General features: G+C 43.9%; 25 protein-coding genes. 5 read left to right on the forward strand and 20 right to left on the reverse strand.

Going from position 1 to position 21850, the window contains the following annotated elements:
• Positions 1-6: 6 nt before the first annotated feature.
• From motA to L4D05_RS05110, 8 genes are all read right to left on the reverse strand, one after another.
• Positions 7-879, reverse strand: coding sequence for a flagellar motor stator protein MotA (gene motA, locus L4D05_RS05075; RefSeq protein ID WP_428793225.1), 873 nt, complete (start codon positions 877-879; stop codon positions 7-9).
• A complete protein-coding gene (locus tag L4D05_RS05080) occupies positions 867-1574 on the reverse strand; it encodes a sigma-70 family RNA polymerase sigma factor (RefSeq protein ID WP_428750897.1) in 708 nt (235 codons plus the stop codon). The genes motA and L4D05_RS05080 overlap by 13 nt, the downstream gene beginning before the upstream one ends.
• A 7-nt stretch (positions 1575-1581) precedes the next feature.
• Positions 1582-2016: a flagellar biosynthesis sigma factor gene (locus L4D05_RS05085; protein ID WP_428793226.1), complete on the reverse strand. Its 435-nt coding sequence runs from the start codon at positions 2014-2016 to the stop codon at positions 1582-1584.
• A 2-nt stretch (positions 2017-2018) separates the two neighbouring features.
• Positions 2019-3362, reverse strand: coding sequence for a flagellar hook-length control protein FliK (locus tag L4D05_RS05090; protein ID WP_428793227.1), 1344 nt, complete (start codon positions 3360-3362; stop codon positions 2019-2021).
• 2 nt (positions 3363-3364) lie between these two features.
• A complete protein-coding gene (locus L4D05_RS05095) occupies positions 3365-3697 on the reverse strand; it encodes a hypothetical protein (protein WP_428793228.1) in 333 nt (110 codons plus the stop codon).
• Complete coding sequence (locus L4D05_RS05100) at positions 3681-4085, reverse strand: flagellar export chaperone FliS (RefSeq protein ID WP_428793229.1); 405 nt, start codon at positions 4083-4085, stop codon at positions 3681-3683. The genes L4D05_RS05095 and L4D05_RS05100 overlap by 17 nt, the downstream gene beginning before the upstream one ends.
• Positions 4086-4100: 15 nt before the next feature.
• Positions 4101-5423 carry a flagellar filament capping protein FliD gene (gene fliD / locus L4D05_RS05105; RefSeq protein WP_428793230.1) on the reverse strand — a complete coding sequence of 441 codons (1323 nt, stop codon included), beginning with the start codon at positions 5421-5423 and terminating at the stop codon, positions 4101-4103.
• Positions 5424-5498: 75 nt separating this feature from the next.
• On the reverse strand, positions 5499-6677 hold the full coding sequence (locus L4D05_RS05110; RefSeq protein WP_428750903.1) for a flagellin N-terminal helical domain-containing protein: 1179 nt from the start codon (positions 6675-6677) through the stop codon (positions 5499-5501).
• 177 nt (positions 6678-6854) lie between these two features.
• Here L4D05_RS05110 and L4D05_RS05115 point away from each other — a divergent pair, with 177 nt between their 5' ends.
• The 4 genes from L4D05_RS05115 (at position 6855) to L4D05_RS05130 (ending at position 10925) form a co-directional block, all read left to right on the forward strand.
• On the forward strand, positions 6855-8933 hold the full coding sequence (locus tag L4D05_RS05115) for a flagellar biosynthesis protein FlhA (protein ID WP_428793231.1): 2079 nt from the start codon (positions 6855-6857) through the stop codon (positions 8931-8933).
• 192 nt (positions 8934-9125) lie between these two features.
• Positions 9126-9797 carry a glutathione S-transferase family protein gene (locus L4D05_RS05120; protein WP_428793232.1) on the forward strand — a complete coding sequence of 224 codons (672 nt, stop codon included), beginning with the start codon at positions 9126-9128 and terminating at the stop codon, positions 9795-9797.
• A gap of 6 nt (positions 9798-9803) precedes the next feature.
• Positions 9804-10370: a nucleotidyltransferase family protein gene (locus L4D05_RS05125; RefSeq protein ID WP_428793233.1), complete on the forward strand. Its 567-nt coding sequence runs from the start codon at positions 9804-9806 to the stop codon at positions 10368-10370.
• Between the two features lie 96 nt (positions 10371-10466).
• Positions 10467-10925 carry a GNAT family N-acetyltransferase gene (locus L4D05_RS05130; protein ID WP_428793553.1) on the forward strand — a complete coding sequence of 153 codons (459 nt, stop codon included), beginning with the start codon at positions 10467-10469 and terminating at the stop codon, positions 10923-10925.
• A gap of 91 nt (positions 10926-11016) precedes the next feature.
• On the opposite strand, the gene L4D05_RS05135 is transcribed toward L4D05_RS05130, so the two are convergent.
• The 4 genes from L4D05_RS05135 to L4D05_RS05150 form a co-directional block, all read right to left on the reverse strand.
• A complete protein-coding gene (locus L4D05_RS05135) occupies positions 11017-12015 on the reverse strand; it encodes a succinylglutamate desuccinylase/aspartoacylase family protein (RefSeq protein ID WP_428793234.1) in 999 nt (332 codons plus the stop codon).
• Between the two features lie 185 nt (positions 12016-12200).
• Complete coding sequence (locus tag L4D05_RS05140; RefSeq protein WP_428793235.1) at positions 12201-12635, reverse strand: GNAT family N-acetyltransferase; 435 nt, start codon at positions 12633-12635, stop codon at positions 12201-12203.
• Between the two features lie 191 nt (positions 12636-12826).
• On the reverse strand, positions 12827-13351 hold the full coding sequence (locus L4D05_RS05145; RefSeq protein ID WP_428793236.1) for an OsmC family protein: 525 nt from the start codon (positions 13349-13351) through the stop codon (positions 12827-12829).
• Positions 13352-13664: 313 nt separating this feature from the next.
• A complete protein-coding gene (locus L4D05_RS05150; protein ID WP_428793237.1) occupies positions 13665-13808 on the reverse strand; it encodes a hypothetical protein in 144 nt (47 codons plus the stop codon).
• 447 nt (positions 13809-14255) lie between these two features.
• On the opposite strand from L4D05_RS05150, the gene L4D05_RS05155 reads away from it, so the two are divergent.
• Positions 14256-15128 carry a hypothetical protein gene (locus L4D05_RS05155; protein WP_428793238.1) on the forward strand — a complete coding sequence of 291 codons (873 nt, stop codon included), beginning with the start codon at positions 14256-14258 and terminating at the stop codon, positions 15126-15128.
• Between the two features lie 160 nt (positions 15129-15288).
• Here the strand turns inward: L4D05_RS05155 and flgA are convergent, their stop codons facing one another.
• From flgA to L4D05_RS05195, 8 genes are all read right to left on the reverse strand, one after another.
• Positions 15289-16011 (reverse strand): flagellar basal body P-ring formation chaperone FlgA, encoded by a 723-nt coding sequence (gene flgA / locus L4D05_RS05160; RefSeq protein WP_428793239.1) that lies wholly within the window; start codon positions 16009-16011, stop codon positions 15289-15291.
• Positions 16004-16375, reverse strand: a complete 372-nt coding sequence (locus L4D05_RS05165; protein ID WP_428793240.1) for a hypothetical protein — start codon at positions 16373-16375, stop codon at positions 16004-16006. The genes flgA and L4D05_RS05165 overlap by 8 nt, the downstream gene beginning before the upstream one ends.
• Before the next feature lie 37 nt (positions 16376-16412).
• A complete protein-coding gene (locus L4D05_RS05170; RefSeq protein WP_428793241.1) occupies positions 16413-16700 on the reverse strand; it encodes a flagellar biosynthesis anti-sigma factor FlgM in 288 nt (95 codons plus the stop codon).
• A 58-nt stretch (positions 16701-16758) separates the two neighbouring features.
• A complete protein-coding gene (locus L4D05_RS05175; RefSeq protein ID WP_428793554.1) occupies positions 16759-17766 on the reverse strand; it encodes a hypothetical protein in 1008 nt (335 codons plus the stop codon).
• Between the two features lie 12 nt (positions 17767-17778).
• A complete protein-coding gene (locus L4D05_RS05180) occupies positions 17779-18783 on the reverse strand; it encodes a FliG C-terminal domain-containing protein (RefSeq protein ID WP_428793242.1) in 1005 nt (334 codons plus the stop codon).
• 11 nt (positions 18784-18794) lie between these two features.
• Complete coding sequence (gene fliF / locus L4D05_RS05185) at positions 18795-20471, reverse strand: flagellar basal-body MS-ring/collar protein FliF (RefSeq protein WP_428793243.1); 1677 nt, start codon at positions 20469-20471, stop codon at positions 18795-18797.
• A gap of 16 nt (positions 20472-20487) precedes the next feature.
• Positions 20488-20874 (reverse strand): flagellar hook-basal body complex protein FliE, encoded by a 387-nt coding sequence (gene fliE, locus L4D05_RS05190; RefSeq protein ID WP_428793244.1) that lies wholly within the window; start codon positions 20872-20874, stop codon positions 20488-20490.
• 75 nt (positions 20875-20949) lie between these two features.
• Positions 20950-21828: an OmpA family protein gene (locus L4D05_RS05195; protein ID WP_428793245.1), complete on the reverse strand. Its 879-nt coding sequence runs from the start codon at positions 21826-21828 to the stop codon at positions 20950-20952.
• Positions 21829-21850: the final 22 nt, after the last annotated feature.

Genomic DNA, 21850 nt, shown 5'->3' on the forward strand with positions numbered 1-21850 from the left:
CCTCTATTAACCTGATGAAGGTTGTTGTCTTAGCACATCAACCGCTTTCTCAAGCTCAACAAATGACGGCTTGTAGCGGGTCTCTATATTCTTCCTTCCAGCATTCGCGCACATATGTGCCGATTGCCCTTGAGCATAAGACGATAGAATGGATTTAACGCATTGCAGTGGAGCAAGCTGATTTTCAGATACATCCTTAATGCTGCTCGACAAGGGGCCTAATACGCAATAGCAACCAAACACCCCTGTGAAGGTTCCGACGAGGGCGGCGGCAATATTTTGTCCTATTTCACTGATCTCGCCATCCAAGCCTTGCATCGTAAGAATGATGCCCATTACCGCCGCCAAAATGCCCAAACCAGGCATCGCTTCAGCAGTGGCGTGGAGCTTTTCCGATGGCTTGGTATATTCATCGTCCAGATGTTCAATTTCTTCTTCAAGAAACGCTTCAAGTAAGTGGTGCGATTGTTTACCAGTAATCACTTGCCGAAACGAATCAATAACAAATTGTGTGGTTAGTGTATCCCGCGTTATCTGTGGATATTTCAAAAATATCTTACTTGATTCTGGGTTTTCAATATGAATATCTAACGCTTTAATATTTTGCACACGCGCGATATTAATTAGCTCAAACATCAATGACAATAACTGCTGGTAGTAATCTTTATTATAAGGTGTAGCCCGAAAAGAAATACCAATCTGCTGTGTCATTAACTTTAATGTACTAGAGGTCGTTGACATTAATAAGCTTGCGAATGCAGCACCGAAAATAATAATAATTTCCGAAAGCTTGAAAATAAATTCAAACTTACCACCTAAGTAAATAAAGCCTCCAAAAATGACGCTTATCACAACAATAACACCAATTATCTTTTGCATGCGCCACTCTCCTTCATTCTGCTTTTCAGAATGTCCAAACCTCTATGTTTTATCCGATGCACCTTTATTTCGTTAATATCTAGGACTTGTGCCACTTCTTTGGTGCTCAAATTTTTCACGTACACGAGATATAAAATGCGTTTTTCTCGTTCAGGCAACGTTTCTAGCACTTGCCGCACTTCACTTAGTAATACATCTCTATCGGTATCACTGCCTTTAGCCATCACGGAATCAAGCTCAATATCATCTATCACATCAACCAGCATCATTGCCTGTTGAAAATCATCATCTTGAATACCAAGGTGCCTACAAATCTCATTCACCGCCGGCTCCCTCCCTAGCAGCTGCAATAGTTCCCTTTCCGCCTTTTTGATCTTATTAACAAGCTGTCGCTTATCTCGCTCCATATAGTCTCGTCGACGAAGCTCATCAATAATTTCGCCTCGAATACGCACCGCGACGGCACGTCGAAAATCATCGTTAGCAACATGGTCAAACTTTCTCAATTCAATGACCAAGGTCATCATGGCTGTCTGCTGTAAATCTTCAAACGTCCCTGCGTCCACCACATAGCGATATTGATATAACAAGCCATTAATTAGCTTTATGTTCTCTTGCAACACCAAATTTTCTAACGCTTGCAGACTTTCTCTATCATGAGTTTGGGTATGCTGATAACGCGGCTTCATTAACATAATGAGCCTACTGAAACACCGCTTTGGTCACTAGGACTTCGCCGACTTGTAGTGACGGTAGCTCATCTAAATCGTCTTTTAAATCATCTTGAATCACATAGATAAATTGCTTGTTGTGAAAATACGCAGCATCCTTAACGCTGAATTTTTTTATGATCCTATTCTTAATAACACTTAATTGATGGTGTAGGTATGCACCATTTTTTTTCGGCGTATAGAGTGAGACATCGAGCAATAACAAACTTTGCCTTTGCCCCAAATTTATCGGTACTAAAACATTATCGACTTGAATTTCAGTATGCTCGACCATCTCTGGCTCTAGCTCACTTGGGCTTAACCACGCTGTTATCGACTCTACCGTCAGCACGTCGTTTTGATACAACACAAAACCCGATACGGACAACGCAACCGCCACAATAAATGTCACGACTATCTTTATCATCACTACACCCTCGCAATATACACGCGGAATTCACGTAGTATTTGACCGCTTTGGTCTGTGGATTCGGCCAACCCATGGATTAAGTCATTGTTATCACGGCCATTTCCTGACTCAGGCTGCCTATTTTTTTGGTGTTCTCGCTGTTGTAGGTCGTGTTGCTGCAAGTCTTGTTGTCGCTGCGCCTGCTCTTGTAACAGGCCTCGCATCGACTCCTTATTTGCCAATGCGATATTCACTTCATTTAGCGCATTGCTTTGCTGAACCAGATCGGCTCTCAAGCGATCTGATGTTGCAATAATCGCTTCTCGTGTTAATGGTGAACTTGCGCTAATTTGCAGCGTCAACTTGTCACCATCGACACGAATAACCATATCGACCTTGCCTAGTTCTGGTGGATCAAAACGTATACGAACCGTTTGATTAACACTGTCAAAATGCAATTGAATTTTGTCGCGAATTGCATGATAGATTTGACGTTGAGCCTCAGGTGTCAACGGCTTTTCTGTTTCTAAGGAAGGTGATAGTAGCCGCGTAATTGTGCTATCCAACATCGAATAATTCGAATCCATGCTCGAAGCAGACATTGGTACTGGCGTGGTCGTAAACTCTGATTTTACGGGCGTAGCTTGAGTAGTCCCTCCCATAAATGGCCGCCCCCTTAGCGTCGATACATAATACGCATCATTCAGCCCACGTTCTGCCATCCCCGCATTGACTGGTGCTACCGTTCGAACCATTCCATCTGGGTACCCAGCCATCCACTCAGAAGTGAGTTGATGGCTTAAGGCGTTACTTCTAGCGTTCGAATCCTGCCATTCATTTGTTGCCATAGTCATATAGGGCAATTGACTATGGCGAGAAACTTGCTGTAACGCAGATTCAGCCAGCTCAATCACAGAGTTTCCTGTGTAATGATTTGACGCATCGCTTTTAGGTAGATAAGTACTGGAAAGAGGCCGTAAGTCTGCCGATGATAGGTCTACCGTTCTAGAAAGCTGATCACTTAACATAGCGTTGCTTAAAGGCGAATGTTGGAGTGGCGCACTATCATCCAACACTCCACGCTTTTCCATATTGCTTAGCTGATGCGCAACATTAACCGACATGGTATGACTGACACCGTCTACGCCCAATGAACCGGAAACTTGTTGTAGCACAGCGAAAAGGCTTTGAAACGATTGTGCTAGCGGCGTCATTCTTGTCTCACCAAGTGAGTGTTTTTTCATCCCTATAACATGGTCTTGATGTGGAGACGTGAGTAACGCATTGTCTTTAACAGGCTCGCCTATTTCAGCGATTAAGCTAGAAAACGTGCCATCACTTTGTACTTTCGTATGCAAATCCATTGTTATTCCTCCACCCTAACTTGGGTCTTGGTATAGGCTTTATCTCGATTCCTCAAACACATATTATGAGTCAGACGCAGCCTAAGAGCCGCTTGTTCCGTTTCTACTAACGCCCGACACTTTTCATGTTCCTGACGCAATTTGACCACTATCGGTAGAAAGTCAGCATCATGCTGGTTGATGTTCGGTAATATCTGCTCCACCAGCTGATTGAGTTTTGCTATTTCAGTAAAATCCCGTTTCAGTATGGCCGATTCAAACTTGGAGACCATAACCGTAAGGTGCTTTGGCGAGATAGTGACTTTAGTGCTTGGACTCTTATTGACGGCTTTCATCCAGCCACTCCATCGCCCCTTCCCAGCCTTCTTTCAAATCGACGATAACGACAATTAACTTATCAATCAGTTCAACATTCATCTCTTTAGATGCTTCAAAAACGGTCGCTATTCCATGCTCATACAATGCATGTATGTTCTTTATCAGATCCTCTCCACTAGAGAGGTCTAAGGAAGCATCTAAACCTACTAATATATCAATCGACTTTTGAGACGCTTTGGATTTAAGCTCCAAATCCTTATGTTCAATGGCGTATTTCACACTTTCCAACTCTTGGATTAAGCGCTCGTGTAACATATATATCAGTTCAAAATTTGAGGACACCGATGCATTGGCACTCACTTGTACATTGGCATAATTCGCTTGCTGCTGTTTCCCTAAAAGCATGTAACCACTCCTTGTTTAAACGGTAAATAACCCAGATACTGAATCGAGCTGGCTACCCAATGTGTTTAACTGTGTAAACTGCGCTAAATAGCGGTTGTAATAAGTTTCGTAACGACTATCTAACGTTGTTAGCGCGTCGTTAATTCGCGATTTCTCTTCCTCTAATATATCAATACGACGATTTAACGAACCGCTAGAAAAATCAATGTAGCCATCAAGTTTGCTGGTAAAGCTGGTAAATACCCCCTCTTCACCGGTAAAAATAGCCTCAACGTCTACCGTTTCTGCCGCTTGTTCGAACACACTTCGATCCAAAGACAATTTGCCATCACGGTCTATCTCTAACCCAAGTTCAAATAAACGCGTACCACCATAATCGGCTCGAATAACGCTGCCTAACTGATAACTGATGTTTTTGATCGTGCTGTCTGACGCCAGTATTCCTCGGGCTTCATCTTCTCCACCTGAAGCTGTCAAGTTTGCTATCTTAGACACCGCGTTATTATAAGAATCAACAAACCCTTTCAGTGCATCCATCGTTGCACTAATATCGTCACCAATCGCTAAATTAGTCGGCTCATCGCCAACACTATTAGCTTTAACAACTGTGAGATCTACACCTTCCATCAGAGCGTCAAATTGGTTCGTTGTACTCGTAAGTTCAGTACCGCCTTCGCCACCAATCGCCAGTACGGCATTTTGACCAGTTTTTAACGGCGTAGCACTGGCGAGTGCGACATCACTCTCCCAGCCACTGGCCGCATCTGCTGTAATAGTGAAAACCGAATCCGACCCTTCGTATTCAGATGAAAATAAAACTTTCATGGCACCTTGTGACTTCACGAGCGTCGCTTGTATCGAATCATCAAACTGGCCATTAAAATAAGTGACAAATTCACTATACGTTACGTCTCCACTGACGTCGGTATCGGCATCCATGATATCCAGATTGGTCGTCACGCCACCTTGCGTCACGGAGAATGTACCGGCCGATGCCATCACATCATTGGGATCCGTAGAGTTGGCATCCAACACAACTTGATGATTCTCAGCCATCTGTTTAACAAAGACATCGAGGTCAATATCGTTCACACCATATGATACCGATAAAGACACATACTCATCACTAGACGTCGTCGTTGAGGTCTGCGTCAACCCAGCCCCTGCTTTCGTAAACTCATAGATTTTGTCATCTAGCTGTTTTAACGCCGTTTTGACCAAACTGATCGCCGATGTCTGAGACGTAATATTCGACAGCTTTTGGTTATAACGTAGCTCAAATGGCTGGACATCTAAGCTTGCAAAGCTACTGGCTAGCTGAACTGCATCGACGTTCATACCTATCCCTCGCAGTATAAAAAATCACCTAGGAGACAGGAGGGACAGCAAACCCTCCTTTAGCCCTTGATAACATTACCCTAATAAGCTCATCGCTAACTGAGGCACCATTTTCGAAGCACTCAACATGGAGGCGCCAGATTGCATTAACATTTGTGATTTCGACATTGCCGCAGACTCGGAAGCAAAATCCGTATCCATAATTCGCCCTTTCGCCGCAGAAATGTTTTCAGACATGTTACCCAAGTTAGTAATGGTGTGATCTAACCGATTGATATTCGCACCAATGCTCGAACGCGTGGAACTTATCTCATTGATCAAAGTCGCCATGGTATCAATAGCCGTATTAGCGCCCGCTTGAGAGCCAATAGACGCAGCGCCAGATGCCCCGTGATTTGCGACGATAGTAGCGTAATCACCACCAACCGCTGTTCCAAGTACGGTGTCGTTAAAGCGTCCACCCGCATTTGCGGTAATAGAAGCATCAAGAGAAGTAGTTACTTCACCATCAACTAAGGCCAAGTCAGCAACCGCCGTTGCATCTGCTGTTGCGGCTGCTTCGACTAAATTTTGATAGCTCGTGTAAGTACCTGTCACACCAGTACCATCCACACCGCTTGCAAGAGAAGTCGTTGTACCACCAGTAGCAAAGTTATCTCTTTCTTGAGCAAGGTCAGCATCTGCATTCTGCATCGCTTGCGAAGTTCGTGAGGTTGACTGTGTCGCAAAGCTATTCAATGTTGATACCTCTGACTGAAGATCAACAGATAAGGTTTCACTGGAGCCTGCCCCTATCTGAAAACTCACGGCCCCCAAAGCAAAGTTCCCCGTACCGTTCCCCAATAAGCTTTGACCACCGAAGTTAGTATTTGTCAAAATGCTCTGCAGCTCACTACCCAACGATTGAAACTCTGCGTCCATGGCATCTCTATCCGCTTGAGAGGCGGTACCATTGGCAGATTGTGTGGCAAGATCTTGCATTCGGAACGCGATATTGGTCATCTCATCCATCGAACCCTCTACGGTTTGCAGCATCGAGATAGCATCTTGTGCATTTCGTGATGCGACACCCATCCCACGGTTCTGAGCCTCTAATCTGTTTGCTATCTGTAGACCTGCCGCATCATCAGCAGCAGAGTTAATTCGAAAGCCCGTCGATAACCTTTCCAAAGACTTCGTCATCATATTGTTATTAGACTGCAAAGTATTTTGAGTCACCAAGCTTGCGTAGTTAGTTTGTACTGATATAGCCATCTGATGTTCCCTATCTGTGTTTGCTGTTCACTAACTGCTAACGACAGAGGAAAAATTCCATTTCATCTTTTTTTCAAAAAAAACTCACTTAAAATGTAAATTGCAAGTATCAAAAGTGAGAAGTGGTTGAAAAATATCCTAGTATCTAATTTAACGATAACCACTAAATTGGCTGTTATGAGAAAGGTAATTCAGGCAATCACTACTCGGTTGACCATCCCCATCGTTCTATTAATGATCTTGGCGATGGTGATTCTTCCCCTGCCACCACTACTACTCGATACCTTCTTCACCTTTAATATCATGTTGGCGATTGTGGTCTTACTCGTCGCCAGTACCGTCACTAGAGTGCTCGAATTTTCTATTTTCCCTTCGCTATTGCTCATTGCGACGCTACTACGCTTAACGCTCAATGTAGCTTCTACTCGAATCGTCTTACTGGAAGGTCACAACGGTGGCGACGCGGCTGGTAAAGTGATTCAGTCATTTGGTGAAGTCGTGATTGGCGGCAGCTATGTAGTGGGTATTGTGGTGTTTGTGATTTTGATGATCATTAACTTCGTTGTTATCACCAAAGGGGGCGAACGTATCTCAGAAGTCTCGGCGAGATTTACCTTAGATGCGCTACCAGGCAAACAAATGGCGATTGATGCCGACTTAAACGCAGGTGCTATCGACCAAGTTGAAGCAAAAGCCCGCCGTTTAGAAGTAGGCGAAGAAGCGGAATTTTACGGAGCGATGGATGGGGCGAGCAAATTTGTTCGAGGCGATGCCATCGCGGGTTTGCTTATTCTTTTCATTAACCTTATTGGGGGCGTACTAATTGGTATTTTTGAACATGGTCTATCTGCAGAAGATGCCTTTCAGACTTACGCATTACTCACCATTGGGGATGGTCTCGTCGCTCAAATTCCTTCGCTATTACTGGCAACGTCTGCCGCCATTATCGTAACTCGTATTAGCGACAACGATAATGACATGGCGCAAACCGTTCAAAAGCAACTACTCGCCTCTCCCCATAACCTCTATATGGCCGCGGGCGTTATGTTTGTTATTGGTAGCGTTCCCAACATGCCACACCTCGCTTTTTATACCTTTACCGTCTTACTCGCCTTCGTTGGCTGGCGACAAAGTAAGTTTAAAGCCATAGAAGCGCTTCCGGAACCAGATAGCGAGTTACTGCATCATTCCCCTTCGGAGACCACGATCGATTGGAATATCATCCCCACCATCGATGTAATTGCACTGTCGTTAGGGTTTAAACTCGTCCCCCTCGCCACAACAAAGAAAGGCGGCAACCTGATAAAAAGTATCCGAGGAAGCAGAAAAACACTAAGTGAACAAATTGGCTTTGTGATCCCCGAAGTGGTCATTACTGATAACCTTTCGTTAAAACCATCTGAATACGCGATCAGTATTGATGGTGATGAAATAGAACGAGGTGAAGTCTATGTCGATAAATCGATGGCCGTTGGCAACAGAATCGACCACCCTGATTTAGATGGGATCGTCGGCGTTGATCCCGCCTACCAACTTCCAGCACTATGGATCAATAAAGCCGATAAAACTAAGGCCATCAACTTGGGCTTTCAAGTTATTGATATCTATGACGTCATTGCCACCCATGTCAGCAAGGTTTGCAGTGAACACTTAAACGATATTTTCAATTACGATGATGTTAAAGCCCTAAACCATCGGCTTGCTACTCATCATCCCGAACTGGCAGAAAACCTAGCCAGTGTCATTTCGCCCAACTTGCAAATGCAGGTCATACGTCAACTTCTTGCCCAACAAGTCCCTATCATCAATGTGCGCACCATCGCCAATACCATCATCGAAAGTATTGATACGGTAAAAGACCCTATCTTACTGTCTTCCAATATTCGAGTTGCGCTAAAGCGCACCATTGTTAACCTCATCTCTCCCAACAGCAAAACCATTAACGCCTTTATTATTGGCGCCTCCTTAGAGGGCGAACTTAAAAGTGCCATTTCTCTTTCACAACAAAACGACCCCAATATTCCGTTGGATGCCATTCCCATTGAAGCGACGATACTGCAAAAATGTCAAAACCGCATGCCAACTATTGTTCAAACGATGCAAAGCCAAAATTTACCTGCCGTACTTGTAGTGCCACCAACGACAAGACCTATGATAGCAAAGCTGGCAAAAGCCTTTGCCAAGGAGCTTATCGTGCTGAGCTATAATGAGATACCCAATGAGTACGGGCTCAATGTCCTTGGCGAAGTTGAGTAATCAAACAAGATGACAAGCCAGGTATGAGGCACCTCACTCATTCTCACTACGTATGGTGATAACATTGGTGCAGGCGGATATACTGGATTCCTGTTATTTCTGATGATGTTATTTCCGATGATGTTGCGTCTGTTCCGATAGCATCTAACGAAACACCGCCAAGGGAAGCCCCAATCGAACAAGGACTGTAAATTGTATCAACTCTATTATTACCCCAATAACGCAAGCTTAGCCCCACACTTTTTACTGCATCATATGGGCCTCGACTATCAACTTATCCTTGTTGATAAACATTCCAACTCACAAAAATCCAGCGACTACCTTGCACTAAACCCAGCAGGCAGAATTCCAACACTTATCGATGATGGCACCGTTATTTTTGAAAGCCCAGCCATCTGTATTCACCTTTGCGAACAACACCCTCAGCACGGTCTTATTCCTTTGCTCGGCAGTCATACACGTGCGCATTTTTTCCAGTGGTTAACCTATTTAAATAATACGCTGCAAGCTGAACTCATGGTTCGCTATTATCCTCATAGGCACACCAACGATGAACGCACGATTCCTAATGTCATCGCGGCTCAAGATGAGCGGATTGCAGAATCACTGTCTGTTATTGATGATCAACTGAAAGGCAATCAATACCTACTCGGTGAGCAACTTACCGCCTGTGACTTTTTTCTGTTCATGTTATCGGAATGGAGCCTACCCGCTCAAACATCGCCACTGCAATTTAAACATTTGTCCGCGTATCTCACGCGATTATCCTCACACCCAACGATCAAAGCGGTATGCGACCTGGAAGGTATTGATCTTCGCCCTTTTCAACCAACGCTTTTAACTAATAACGTCGCAGAGCGATAGTTAAGTATGGAAAGGATCACTACATTAATGCACCAAGACGCGCTCAGGTCAAAAATCTTAAGCTGTGTTGCGAGTGTTGGTTTTCAACGCTGCTACTTAGCCGCAGGGTTTGTTCGTAATTTAATTTGGGACGATTTACACAACAGAACCACCCCGACGCCACTGAACGATGTTGACGTTATTTACTTTGACCCATCAGAAATGGATTCAAGTGGTCAACAGCGCATAGAAGCCTATCTAAATAACACAATGCCTAGTATTGGCTGGCAAGTACGTAATCAAGCCTTGATGCACAGCAGAAACGGTCACCAACCCTATACTGACATCATCCATGCAATGAGTTACTGGCCAGAAAAAGAAACCGCCATTGCCGTACGCAAGAACGGCGAACAAATAGAATGCATTTCAGCGTTTGGTGCCGACACCTTGCTGGCGGGGAAGTTGACTCATAACCCCAGTGCGCCTATCGCACTATTTTGGCAACGAGTACACTCGAAAAACTGGCTAAATCAATGGCCTAAGCTAGTCACAGTTCCCAATTACTGCGACCCTGACACGCTTTTTACAAAGTGAACACCTTAATATTTGGTACACTTAACCCTCTTGCTCACTTACCGCGAACGCGCTGTATTTAATCTAAGTATTGAGGTAGAAATGAACGTCCGATTGATGAACACGTCCGATTTAAAAGCAGCAGCAGAGATACACAAACTCACTTTCGTCAGACAAAAACAATCTTATGAATGGCTGCAATGTAACTTTAATGCGTTTCCTCGTGTGCTGTGCTTTGTGGCGGAGAATAACAACAAACAAATTACTGGCTTTATTATTTGGACTCAAAAGAGTGGCTTTCGCCCGGAAGTCATCCTCGAAATAGAGCAGCTAGCGGTCTCTCCCGATCACCAAGGAAAAGGAATAGGACGTGGGCTTATTACCCAAACCCTACCTTTAGTAAAAGAAAGATTGGCGCAAAATGACTCGGTACTCAAACATATATACGTCACGACGCGCGCGGACAACTTTGCCCAAAACTTATACAAATCGACGTTAGGCGCCGAAGTCGAAGCGACCATTTCTAATCTGTACTCCGCTGATGAAGTGCTTATGGTGGCGCGTAATGTAGGTTAAGGCGGCTCCGTATTGATGAGGCTTCGATTTTCCATTCAAACGCATGTCAGTCAACGTGCCTCATCATCATAATTTATCGCCCTGCAGCGCATTACTTAATCAAACGCACCACTAACGACCCTGGCGCCCTCACCGACTCAACGTTGTGGCTAATCACCACCCCATCTGAAGGCGCGACGTAATGCGCTATCTCATCGCCGAAGCTATTATATTGTGTGGCGAGCTGCTGCCCTGTCACGACTTTATCAAGCAACGCCACTTGGCAAATAACAAATCCACCTTGCTCGGCTCGGATACTAATAATCTCTTCCCCTTCTGTACAAGGCACTATTTGCGACACCACCTCACCCGCAATCAGTTCATACGAACGTAATACGTTAAGCACACCATTGACGGCTCGTTCGACCATAGGTAAGTCCGTGTAACGTCCAATGCCCACTTCAATGGTGATAGAAGGAATATCCGCGCGATTATAAGCCGTTTCAAGAATGCCCGGATCGCCAGGGTCATTAAGAATCACATCGGGGTTAAGTAATCTTGCCATACGAATAGAGTCATCTAAGCGATAGTCCGCAAAGACATATAGCGGATAGGCTGATCCAGAAGTCTGCGAATGCAAGTCAATCGCTAAATCGGCGTTCGGTTTCAATAAGTTTTGCCATAAATTGGCAGCAAAGCGGTTCGCTTCATCACCATCAAGGTTACCAGGAAAAACCCGATTTAAGTTAGAAGACGAACTATCAGGCGCAGCGGAATGAAAGTCACGGCTATGGCGCGCAATACCAGACAAATTCACAGTGGGTACAATGGTGACCACACCAGCATGCATTTTTCCAATTAACTCTCTCGCCAATTGCTGCGCGGTCAAAATGCCATTTTGTTCATCACCATGAATACCTGCGGTAATCATAATCCGCTTACCGGGACGCTCACCTTTAAACACGCGAACAGGAAGCGTTTGTGGATGACCAATCGCATCGGTGGCAACGGCAAACCAGAACTTATGCTCTCCGGGCTCTAAACCATCCACATCTAACGCTTGAATCGTTGGATACATAGGAACAATACAATCATTGAGGGGCGTAGACATAACTTCTCCGAAGAAAGAACCAATAACGGTTGCAGATTTGAAGGTCGCTTGAGGATATATTCAAACTACCTTATTACAGCCTAAGATGACAGTCTGAAAGGGCTCAGTATAACCAAATAGCCTCGAGTCACGTTGATTAAAGTGGCTAGAATACTGAATTACTGGGTTCCCCATCATAGTTATTGCTATGTACGTCCTATTTGGTAGCGCATTTCTATTAATTGATGCTCGCCAACAACCTCTACTTCTTGGATAAATTCAAAACCAAATCCTTCATAAAAGCCCTGCAAATAGCCATGTGCATGAATTTCTATTGAGTTTACATCTTGGTTTTCGGCATAACTCATTAATGCCTGAACAACGACTGAAGCGACACCATGACCGCGATACTTCTCAATAACGGCGACCCTCGCCATAACGGATGAACCGTCGGCATTTATGCATAAGCGCGCCGTGGCTATTGCTTGTTCCTGTTCAACAACCAGAACATGAACAGAGACACCGTCTAAACCATCAAAATCCAATTCATTCGGGATTTGTTGCTCGACGGTAAAAACTTGATAGCGAATAGCCTGAGCCTTTTCTATAAGATCAGAACCCTGACCAATAGTGACTTCCATGTTTAATCTCCTCTCAAGAATCCTTCACCAAATAAACTATTCACAATGAATTGATGATTCATCTTTAAATATTCAATGTCTGATAAATAAGCAAGATGATGTCCATTCCTGATATTTTCATTGTTAGTCTTCAGCACAATAAAACTTAATGTACTTTCCCAACAGAAAAACGCCGTACTAGATGATCACCATCAAGAGATAAAAATCGTTTCTACGGGAGGAGGTGACTTAAGTGTTTGCTGTACAACGCAGCATGCCATAGCTGCAGATTGAAGTCGCTGTAGCTGTTTTGAATCAGTGCCTTCACTGACCTTCATTTTAACTTCACAAGTCATTTTTTGAAACCCTACAGGAACGAGTTTGTCCATCATCAGAGTTCCTCGAACATCCGCCGTAGCCGTCACGTTAACCTCTAATTCGACCAGTTCAATGCCCATTAAATCAGCAATCATGCGAATGGTAGAATCTTGGCAGGCAGCCAATGCCGCACATAGTATATCTCCAGGGGTTGGAGCGTCATGTTTTCCTCCGACAGCAGCATGAACCCCAACGGGCACCATAACACCGCACCCATCCATAGGTTCAACTATTGAATGGAATGGATCTGCAGCATGGTCACCTGACGTTTTGGCGTGGTCGGTGACCATAGCAATATTTGGATCTTTAACATAGCTGTCTCTAAGAGGTCTTTGCGCTTCAAAAACAATGGACTTCATGATTAAATTCCCTATGACTAGTTAAAGTTACGAACGCACAATTGAGTAGCGAAACAACACAAGTCCGAATCATAAAACTGATAATGCCACCTGTGAACTACCTGTTTGAATTGCTTGTTACCTTTTACAATAATCGACGCCGATGAATAACACCGACCTTCAGAATAAGCTTAGACAAAACCAACAATAAGAACCAACTCATTTATCTACGAGTTGAAGATCAATCTAGTAGATGATCCCTCATGACATTGACCCTACTACACTTCCACTCGACGATACTTAAATTAAAAATAAAGTCCCCTCGACTCTAGAGTTATTTAACGGTCCAAGAAAAACGCAGATAACTTAATAATCGATTAGTGAGAAAGCTACCACTGACAACCAGAGAAGTGAGTAAACCACCTACGTAACAAGATAAGACATCCAGCCAAGTTTTCTTCACTTGGTTCGTTTTCATGCTTAAATCGCCCTTCTAACCTTCATTCACTCCGTTATCTTTGGCGAATTCCAACACCAATATTAATTACTAAACCTTTATACAGTCCATCATATTACCCAGAATATTCCTTACCAAAACGAAATAGACAAGTCATGGCAGAACCAGGGAGCCAAATATAGAACCACCTCCCTTTAATTTAGTGACAATTTAATACCATTCATATGGACCCACTCTTCGCACACCACCTAATTAAGTCATATTTATTGATGGCAAACTTCATAAAAAGCACGCCCATCAAGAATACTCACCCATAATTAAAAATAATACTTTTCATAACTGCAACTTGACCTTGGATATTTTACGGAAGTGCCGTCACAACTTCGCACACAATCACCTTCCCCATAAACAAGAAAAGCATAATATATTTCAGCTAAACACCTAAATAACACATGGAGAAAGTGCGCAATGAATAAAAAGAGTCTGCTTCCAATTTTAATCGCAACAGCAATGACAGGCTGCGCAAGTGATTACGTTAACAACCAAGAACTCAATCAAGTTGAATCGGTTGCAATCGTGGTATTTAACGTACCAGAATACATAACTAGAAACACTGAAGACCCTGAAAAAATCTCCAAAGAAATGAACTCCTCATTCTCTTCGTCTGATTTACTCGCTATGGCAGGAAATCAAATCGGAGGCATTGTCAAAGATGCTACTGATTTAGCGACACAGTCACATATCATGAAACGAATCGATGGAACTGAAGCCGCTAATATATCAATTACTAAATTCGCTAATCAGCTTGGAAAACTCGAAGGCTGGACCATTTTGCCTCCATCCGAAGTCATAGCAAACTCTACCTACAAGCAAGTATCCGCTGACATACTCTCCGACCCACAAATAAAAACCAGCGTGTCTTTTGCTCGAGCGACAAAGTCCCCGCAACACTATATTCAGCTTCCTCTCCCATCAAGCTACAATACGCAACCTGACTATTATAAACAACCGTCTTTTACACAAGGTATGGCGACAATAAGTAGAGCGCTTAATGTTGATGCTGTTATTGTCATTAATGACACTGGATTTTCCACTGACCAAGAAAGCATCTTCGTCGGCGGAAACTGCTTTACGAAATCAGCCCTTCAATATGCAATGTTTAATAACAACGGGGAAGTGATTGTTGATACTCGTGCTAGTTTTGAAAAAGGAAATATCGTAGAACAAAAAGGCTGCGTCAGTGGCTCATTTCATGATGTCGATTACATTAAGGCGCTAAAAGCACATGGCAGTAAACAAGCAGAAGTAGTACATGATAAGCTGAACAAAATACGCTCATAAGAAAGCTAATATATATGATACGTTAACATCTAATATAGAGAGGGGTTGCTATACATAGCAACCCCATACCCACTTAAATAGTCTTGACTTCTTGCACGACAAGTCACTCGAATAGGCATATTAATCGTATAAACACTATTAGTGGTGGGTGCGGTATCGATTAGTAAACCTGAACTAGATTTCGTTCAAGCACGACTGCGCGTAACCGCTTTCCCGACTGGTTATTTTTTACCATAACAGCATCACCTATTAACCCACTTTCTAGCGCGGTGCCTTGCGTTTGTAAACTAAAGGTTTTGGATCGATAAACTATATTAACGGTGACCCCCTTCTCTACATCGTAGTCTAAGTAGAAGCGTGACGTGGTCAGCAGATCACCTTGACTCAGCGAACGTTTAACTTTGCTACCCACCAGTTGATTCGGTTCAAAGAAGACTTCTTGGTCTTTGGATAATGTCACGGACTGAAACGTCACATCTTCACGTGATAAGCGCTCGCCTTTCTTTATCGCGCGCGTCGTGATAGCGGCTTGCACGGTAATCCTGCTTGTTGTCGTTGCGGCGGTTGTCCATCCTTCACTAGGACAGTGAATAGACCATTTTTGAGTACCGAGCTTGATTTCACTTTTAGTCGAGACCTGTTCTACGCCAGAGCATGAGGGGAGTTTATTCAGCGCTTTTGAGAAGCGCTGCTTTACCTCAAGTTGGTATTGTTGAGGGTAGCGGTATCTCATTGTTTGTTCTATCTGGTTTTCAATAGCAATAGACAACCTATCTTGTCGAGTGAGTGGCTGTTGCTTAATATCGTTGGCAAACGCCGTACCTAAGCTAAACACCCATATAACAATGGATAACGGTAGTAACCCCCCATCAAGCCTAAACATTGATCCTTAGCTTATGTTTCGCCAGCGCTTCTTCCATGACTTGGTGCTGCAGAACCATCACGCTACCTTGACGGGCCAGTTTTTCCTTACATATCACCACGGACGCCTCTATTTTCTCGTCCATGGCGCAAATTTTCTCTTTAAGTCGCCCTTTCAGCTTGGTCTGCATAACTTTTGCATATTGCCGATCTTGGCAACCGAGTTTTTTCGCCATTGCAAATCGGGCAAGATCCACTTCCGCCAGTTGGTGTGACAATGAAATGATTTTTTGATTAAGTGACTCCAAACGCTGGTATTCCCCCTTCAAAACAGCATGTTTAACTTCATCTAAGCTGTCTGAGAGTTGTCGTGCATATCGCAGCATTCTCTGTCCATAATCGATGTAGCTGACCATTATCCTCTTATTTGCCATGATCAATTCTCACCAATACTTTTGCGAGTTCATCCATATCGAACACTAATTCCCCAGAGGCAATCTGCGCTTTAATTGACTCAACTCTGCTCGTATCAATGTCTCCTGCCCCATCAAATAACCGTTTAGCGTTATCCATTAAGTCAACTTCATGTTGGGATAAATTAATCGACTTAACGGGCGACTTTTTATCGGTTTCTGCCTTTTTGTTTTGAATAACATCAACCTGTGACTGCGGCACAATATGTTTAATGTTATCTACCTTAATTTGGCTCATCGTATAGCCCTCACTTCACCCACTCATCTAACTATAACGGCAATTTTGGCAGCCTGTTTCATATTTTCTTCAACAATTTAATGACATTATCTCGAGTAGGTCCGGTAAAGCCTCGTTGTATCGACGTAAGGGATAACTCTGGGTTGGCTTTTAAATGTTCCCTAAAACTGCCGACCTGTTGTAATTCCGGGTGAGTACAAAATGCAATCAACTGATTCGCTTTCTCTTTTTTATTTTTTAACACTTTGGATAGTGCCCGGTACATCATGTTCACTCGTTCAATCAACCGATTAACTTGCTCTATCGCCCCCTCTTCGTTGATAGGTAAACGTGTGATGTGATCAAGCAATGGAAATAGTGGCTCTACATTCACGGCTACAGGTGGGCCTTCGGCGTACCTCCCCCCTTGTCCTGAAACGTAGACTTGGCCATCCCACTGACGCCAGTGCTGATCTCGGATCCCTACCACTAACTCTTGCTGAGAATTAATTCTTAGTTGCAGATGCGCATAAGCAAACATTAATTTAAATTGCTCGACTAATACGTCTCTATCTTCTGTTCTTTCAAACGCCAAAGCGACAAGGCGATTATTAATATACAGAGACACCACTTCATCACGGAAGCGCTCGCGATTAAGATCTAAACCAGGAATCGTGAACTCAATGATCGGATGATCATTTTGAATAGGCGCAAAGGACACATCGACCACGTGCTGATCAAATAAGCGCTTTTTACTCCAAAAGATGAGCTTCTTTTTAATGGCGTCGATTTGATTGGCTTGCTGAGGGGTATACTGGGGCAATTCTGCAATTTGGCGAAGTTTTAGTAGCTCACTGGCGACGGTACGTAGCACTTCCCCCGCCATTAATAACCGACTGTACATTTTATGCGAATCAGACACCTCAGCAATGAGCTTAGGTCGCTCTTGCAGATTCATAGTCAACATTTGCTGTTTTAACAGATTGGCGGACGACGGGCGTGTTTGCAGCTTATCTGGCTTTTTGATCTTGCCTGTCGATGTCGCGGTGACTTTGTTTCTATTGTTCGGGATACCGGTCAGTTTCATCACAATACCCTCCTAGGTCAACCTTGGCTCATTAGCGAAATTGAGTTTGATAATGTCTTCGCTTTGTAGCTGCTTAACGATATCAATAATGTCTTTTCTCGCTTGTTCCACTTGGCTCACTGGTACCGCCCCAATACGAACGAGGTTTTCTTTAAGCTCTGTCGATACTCGTAATGGCATAGAATTGATGATGTATAAACGGCAATCTTTGTTTGTCCCTTTGAGCGCATACGCCCAAAGCTCTAAACTGACACGTTCATTAATGAGGTTTATGGTTTCCAAATCTTGATTAAATAAGGTGAAAAAGTCGAACATTGCCTCTTCCACTAGCTCAGCGGTCTCTTCATCTTGGTCATGTAAAAATTGAAATAAATTACTTTTATTACCTGAATAACGATTAATGAGGTTTGCGACCACTTTCGAACCTTGCAAACTGGAAGACCCTCCACTGTGATAATTGATTTTGCATCGATCAATTAAGTCTTTAAGGGTTTCCATTAATCCGGAGGTCAGAACCTGAGTTTTTGAAATTTGCAAGATAAGCTCGTGACACTGCGCTTCACTGTATTGTTCCATCACTTTTGAGCTGTACTCTAAAGGGAGATGAGCAATCAGTAATGCTTGCAGATTAATGTGCTCTTTTTGCAAGTCATTCACCAGTAAATCTGCTGGAATCCATGCTAGCTTTTCTGCATGCGAGCGTATTTCATCACCATAGATTTCGGATACTAAATCTCGAGCTAAATTACCATTCAGTGTTTTTTCTAGTACGTTAGTGATGTAGTTTCTTGTCCCGCCGAGAATCCCGGAGTGTTTACGGAAATCATCAAAAAAACCCGTCAGAGACACGAGAGCATCCTTCGCTTTGATGTCCTGCATTTTGCTCATTGCGTGGGTAATTTGTTTAATTTCTTCATGGGTAAAACCTTTTAGCACATCTGCGCCAATGTCTTCGCCCATCGTCAGCATCAACATTGCGACGCCATCTACTGACTGGTAAGTCTGTTTACCGTCCATGGTATATCCTTCTATGCTTGAATCCAGGTGCGTAATATTTCAGCCACTCGATTGGGGTCTTCTTTCGCGATTAACTTAAGGTGTTTAATTTGTACCTCTAGAGGGCTATCCGCTGATGGAAGGTTATCATCCAGCGCCTTAATTCCTGTGGCATCAATGCCTAAGGCTTCCAGTTTTGACTGCAGTGCAACTTCTGCAACTCGCTCTTCCTTGGTAATAACATCACTTTCGTAGTCTACATTTTCAGCGAGTTGATCCTCTCGCTCGGCAGATTTAGTTAAATACTGTGCCAACGGCTTTAACACCACCATGATCATGAGACCACTCAACATCACACCTAATAAATACTTGATAGGCTGCATAATATTGGTGTTTTCAAACCAAGGTATTTTCAATGCATCGGGCACGGCAGCGACCACAAAAGGGAAGTGAGTAATGTGGATGACGTCGCCACGCTCCACCTCAAAGCCAATAGCGGAGCGGACAATATTCCCAATATTAGTGAGCTCATCATCGGTCCAGGTTTGTTCACCATTGGCCATATCATTCACTACTACCGATACCGATAGTTTTTTTAATACGCCTTGTTGGTGTTGGGTATGTCTGATTTTGCCACTCACCGCATAATCTCTGGAGGTTTCACTGCGATTAACTTTGGCGTTGGGATCAGGCTGTGCCTCTCCATCAGTGACCGGCGGCGTGTTACTTAATGCGCCCGGAATACCGAGGGCCATTGAGGATTCATTCACGTCATTAAGTAAGGTTTCTTTGCGAACCACAGGATCAGCGTAGATCTCTTCCGTTTCTTCAACCTTTGAGAAATCAATATCACTGGCAATTTGAACGCGAAAATTACTCGCCCCTAGAATGGGTGTGAGCATATCGGTTGCCTGAGCCACCAAGGTGCGTTCTACGTTGCGTTTATAGTCGGTCTGCTTGCCTGTTGTAACGGTAATGTCACCCACGGTGGCATCGTTAGAAAGTAAACGACCATGCTGATCAATCACTCTGACGTGTTCCGATTTCAGCCCAATCACCGCCCCAGACACTAGGTTAATGACTGACTCTACTTGGGCAGGTTTTAAATCCATACCATTAATAATGTGCACAATGACCGATGCTCTTGGCTGCTCTGCCTCTTCACGCATGAATAGGCTTTCTTTGGGTATCGCCAGATGCACTCTGGCTAAACTCACTGCGCTCATAGTGGAAATACTGCGGGCTAACTCACCTTCTAAGGCATGACGATAGCGGGCACTTTCCATGAACTGACTCTCGCCAAGACTTTTTGAATTATCGAGAGATTCAAAACCACTAGGAAGTTGCTCCTTTAAACCTTTCGACGCTAAAACCATGCGTATTTTTGCAACATCACGCTCTGGCACCAATATCCGACCATCATCCTGACTTAGCTGGTATTTAATCGACTCTTCATCAAGCATTTGCAACACTTGGCTAGAGTCATAGTTTGCCGATTGGCTATAGAGCGGACGAAATCTTTCCGCTGACGTCCAAAGCATAATGACAATAATCGCGGCAGTAATGGTCGCAAAGATGGTAATAATAATGACATTACGTTGAGAGCTTTTCCAAAATCCAGCCACCCATCCCGAGATGTTACCAAGCTGTGCTTTTGCGGCCCCCATCTCGTTGGACAATGCAGGCTTACTATCCAGTTCTGCTGCCATTGCCGTTCCCCCTTTACTAAATTGGCATTTTTATGATGTCTTCAAAATTTGACACCATTTTATTTCGCACTTGCATGAGTGCATTAAAAGAGAGCTGAGCTTTCTGCGCTGCAACAGTGGCACCGATAAGATCATCACTTTTTCCAAGATCAACCGCGGTGACTTTTTCCGATGCATGGGATTGGTATTGATTAACGGTATCTAACACTCCTTTCAATGCCTGACCGAACTCCAGGGAACCTTGCGAAATAGGGGTAACTTCTGAAAGTGATTGTCTAGACACACCATGAACAAAAGGTGATGAAATGGGCTGATTAGACAACGGGTTGGTCGCAACTTGCTGCCGGACTTCCATTTTTCCGACTAACTGTTGCTGTAACTCCATCACACTGATTTTGTCCATAGCTCCTTCTCCTGTTACTGATGCATCGGCTTATTGTTATGCGGCCTACTTTATATTCTCTATTTGTCTTCGAGACTATTTGCGTACTAAACGAATTTCCACTCGTCGATTTTTCTCTCGCCCTTCTTGTGTTGCGTTATCATATTTGGGGTATCGATCGCCGTGCCCGCGGATCTCTAACATGGTTTTTGATACGCCATTTTCGACAAACCACTGTGCGACGTCCGAGCCATTTTGTTTCGCTACCTGCAAGTTGCTGACCGAGTCTCCTGTGTTGTCGGTATAACCGTCAATGAGCACCTTAACGATAGCTTTGTCTTTTTTTATTAATGTACTGATGTCATCTATCACGTCTTTTTGTTGCTCTGTCAGAGTCATCGCCCCCTCTTCAAACTGCAATTCAACACGTCGAGCATGCTGAAAGTTCACCGCTGGTAACTCGCGCTGGCACTGATTGAAGGCTTGCAACGCTGGTTTAAAATTGGTGGTGGGGAAATAGACATCAAAATCCATCGCATTAATGTTAAACCAGGCTCCGCGTGTCATATCTTCGAGCATATAAGCCGCACCATGAGAGGCTATTAAGGTGCTGCCTTTTACCTCCACGTCTTCAATGGTTGTCGTGGCATAAGCGGTTGCGTTTGCCCATATCGGCTTAGTGGTATTAAATGAGGTCGAAGCCGGTAGCGCTCGACCGCTTTGCCGCTCTACTCTAATCTGAAGTGGCTGAGCGGCGATCACCACAAACTGTACGTCAAACCCAGTATGTGGATCGCTTACCTGTAAAACGCAGCGATCAACATCTTGTCCATCACGCCATTGAACACTATCAAACGGAACAATATATCGCTGTGCAAATAGCTGAGCTGAAAACCCAATAAGTAACAGGGCTAGCCCTAGTGTTTGGCTAGTCACCATCAAATTATTACTGTTTATTTCACCCGCTCTGCGCATCCTTCGCCCCATGTAAGATCAA

It is taken from the genome of Vibrio nomapromontoriensis, assembly GCF_050337205.1.
In the GTDB taxonomy this organism is placed as follows: domain Bacteria; phylum Pseudomonadota; class Gammaproteobacteria; order Enterobacterales; family Vibrionaceae; genus Vibrio; species Vibrio nomapromontoriensis.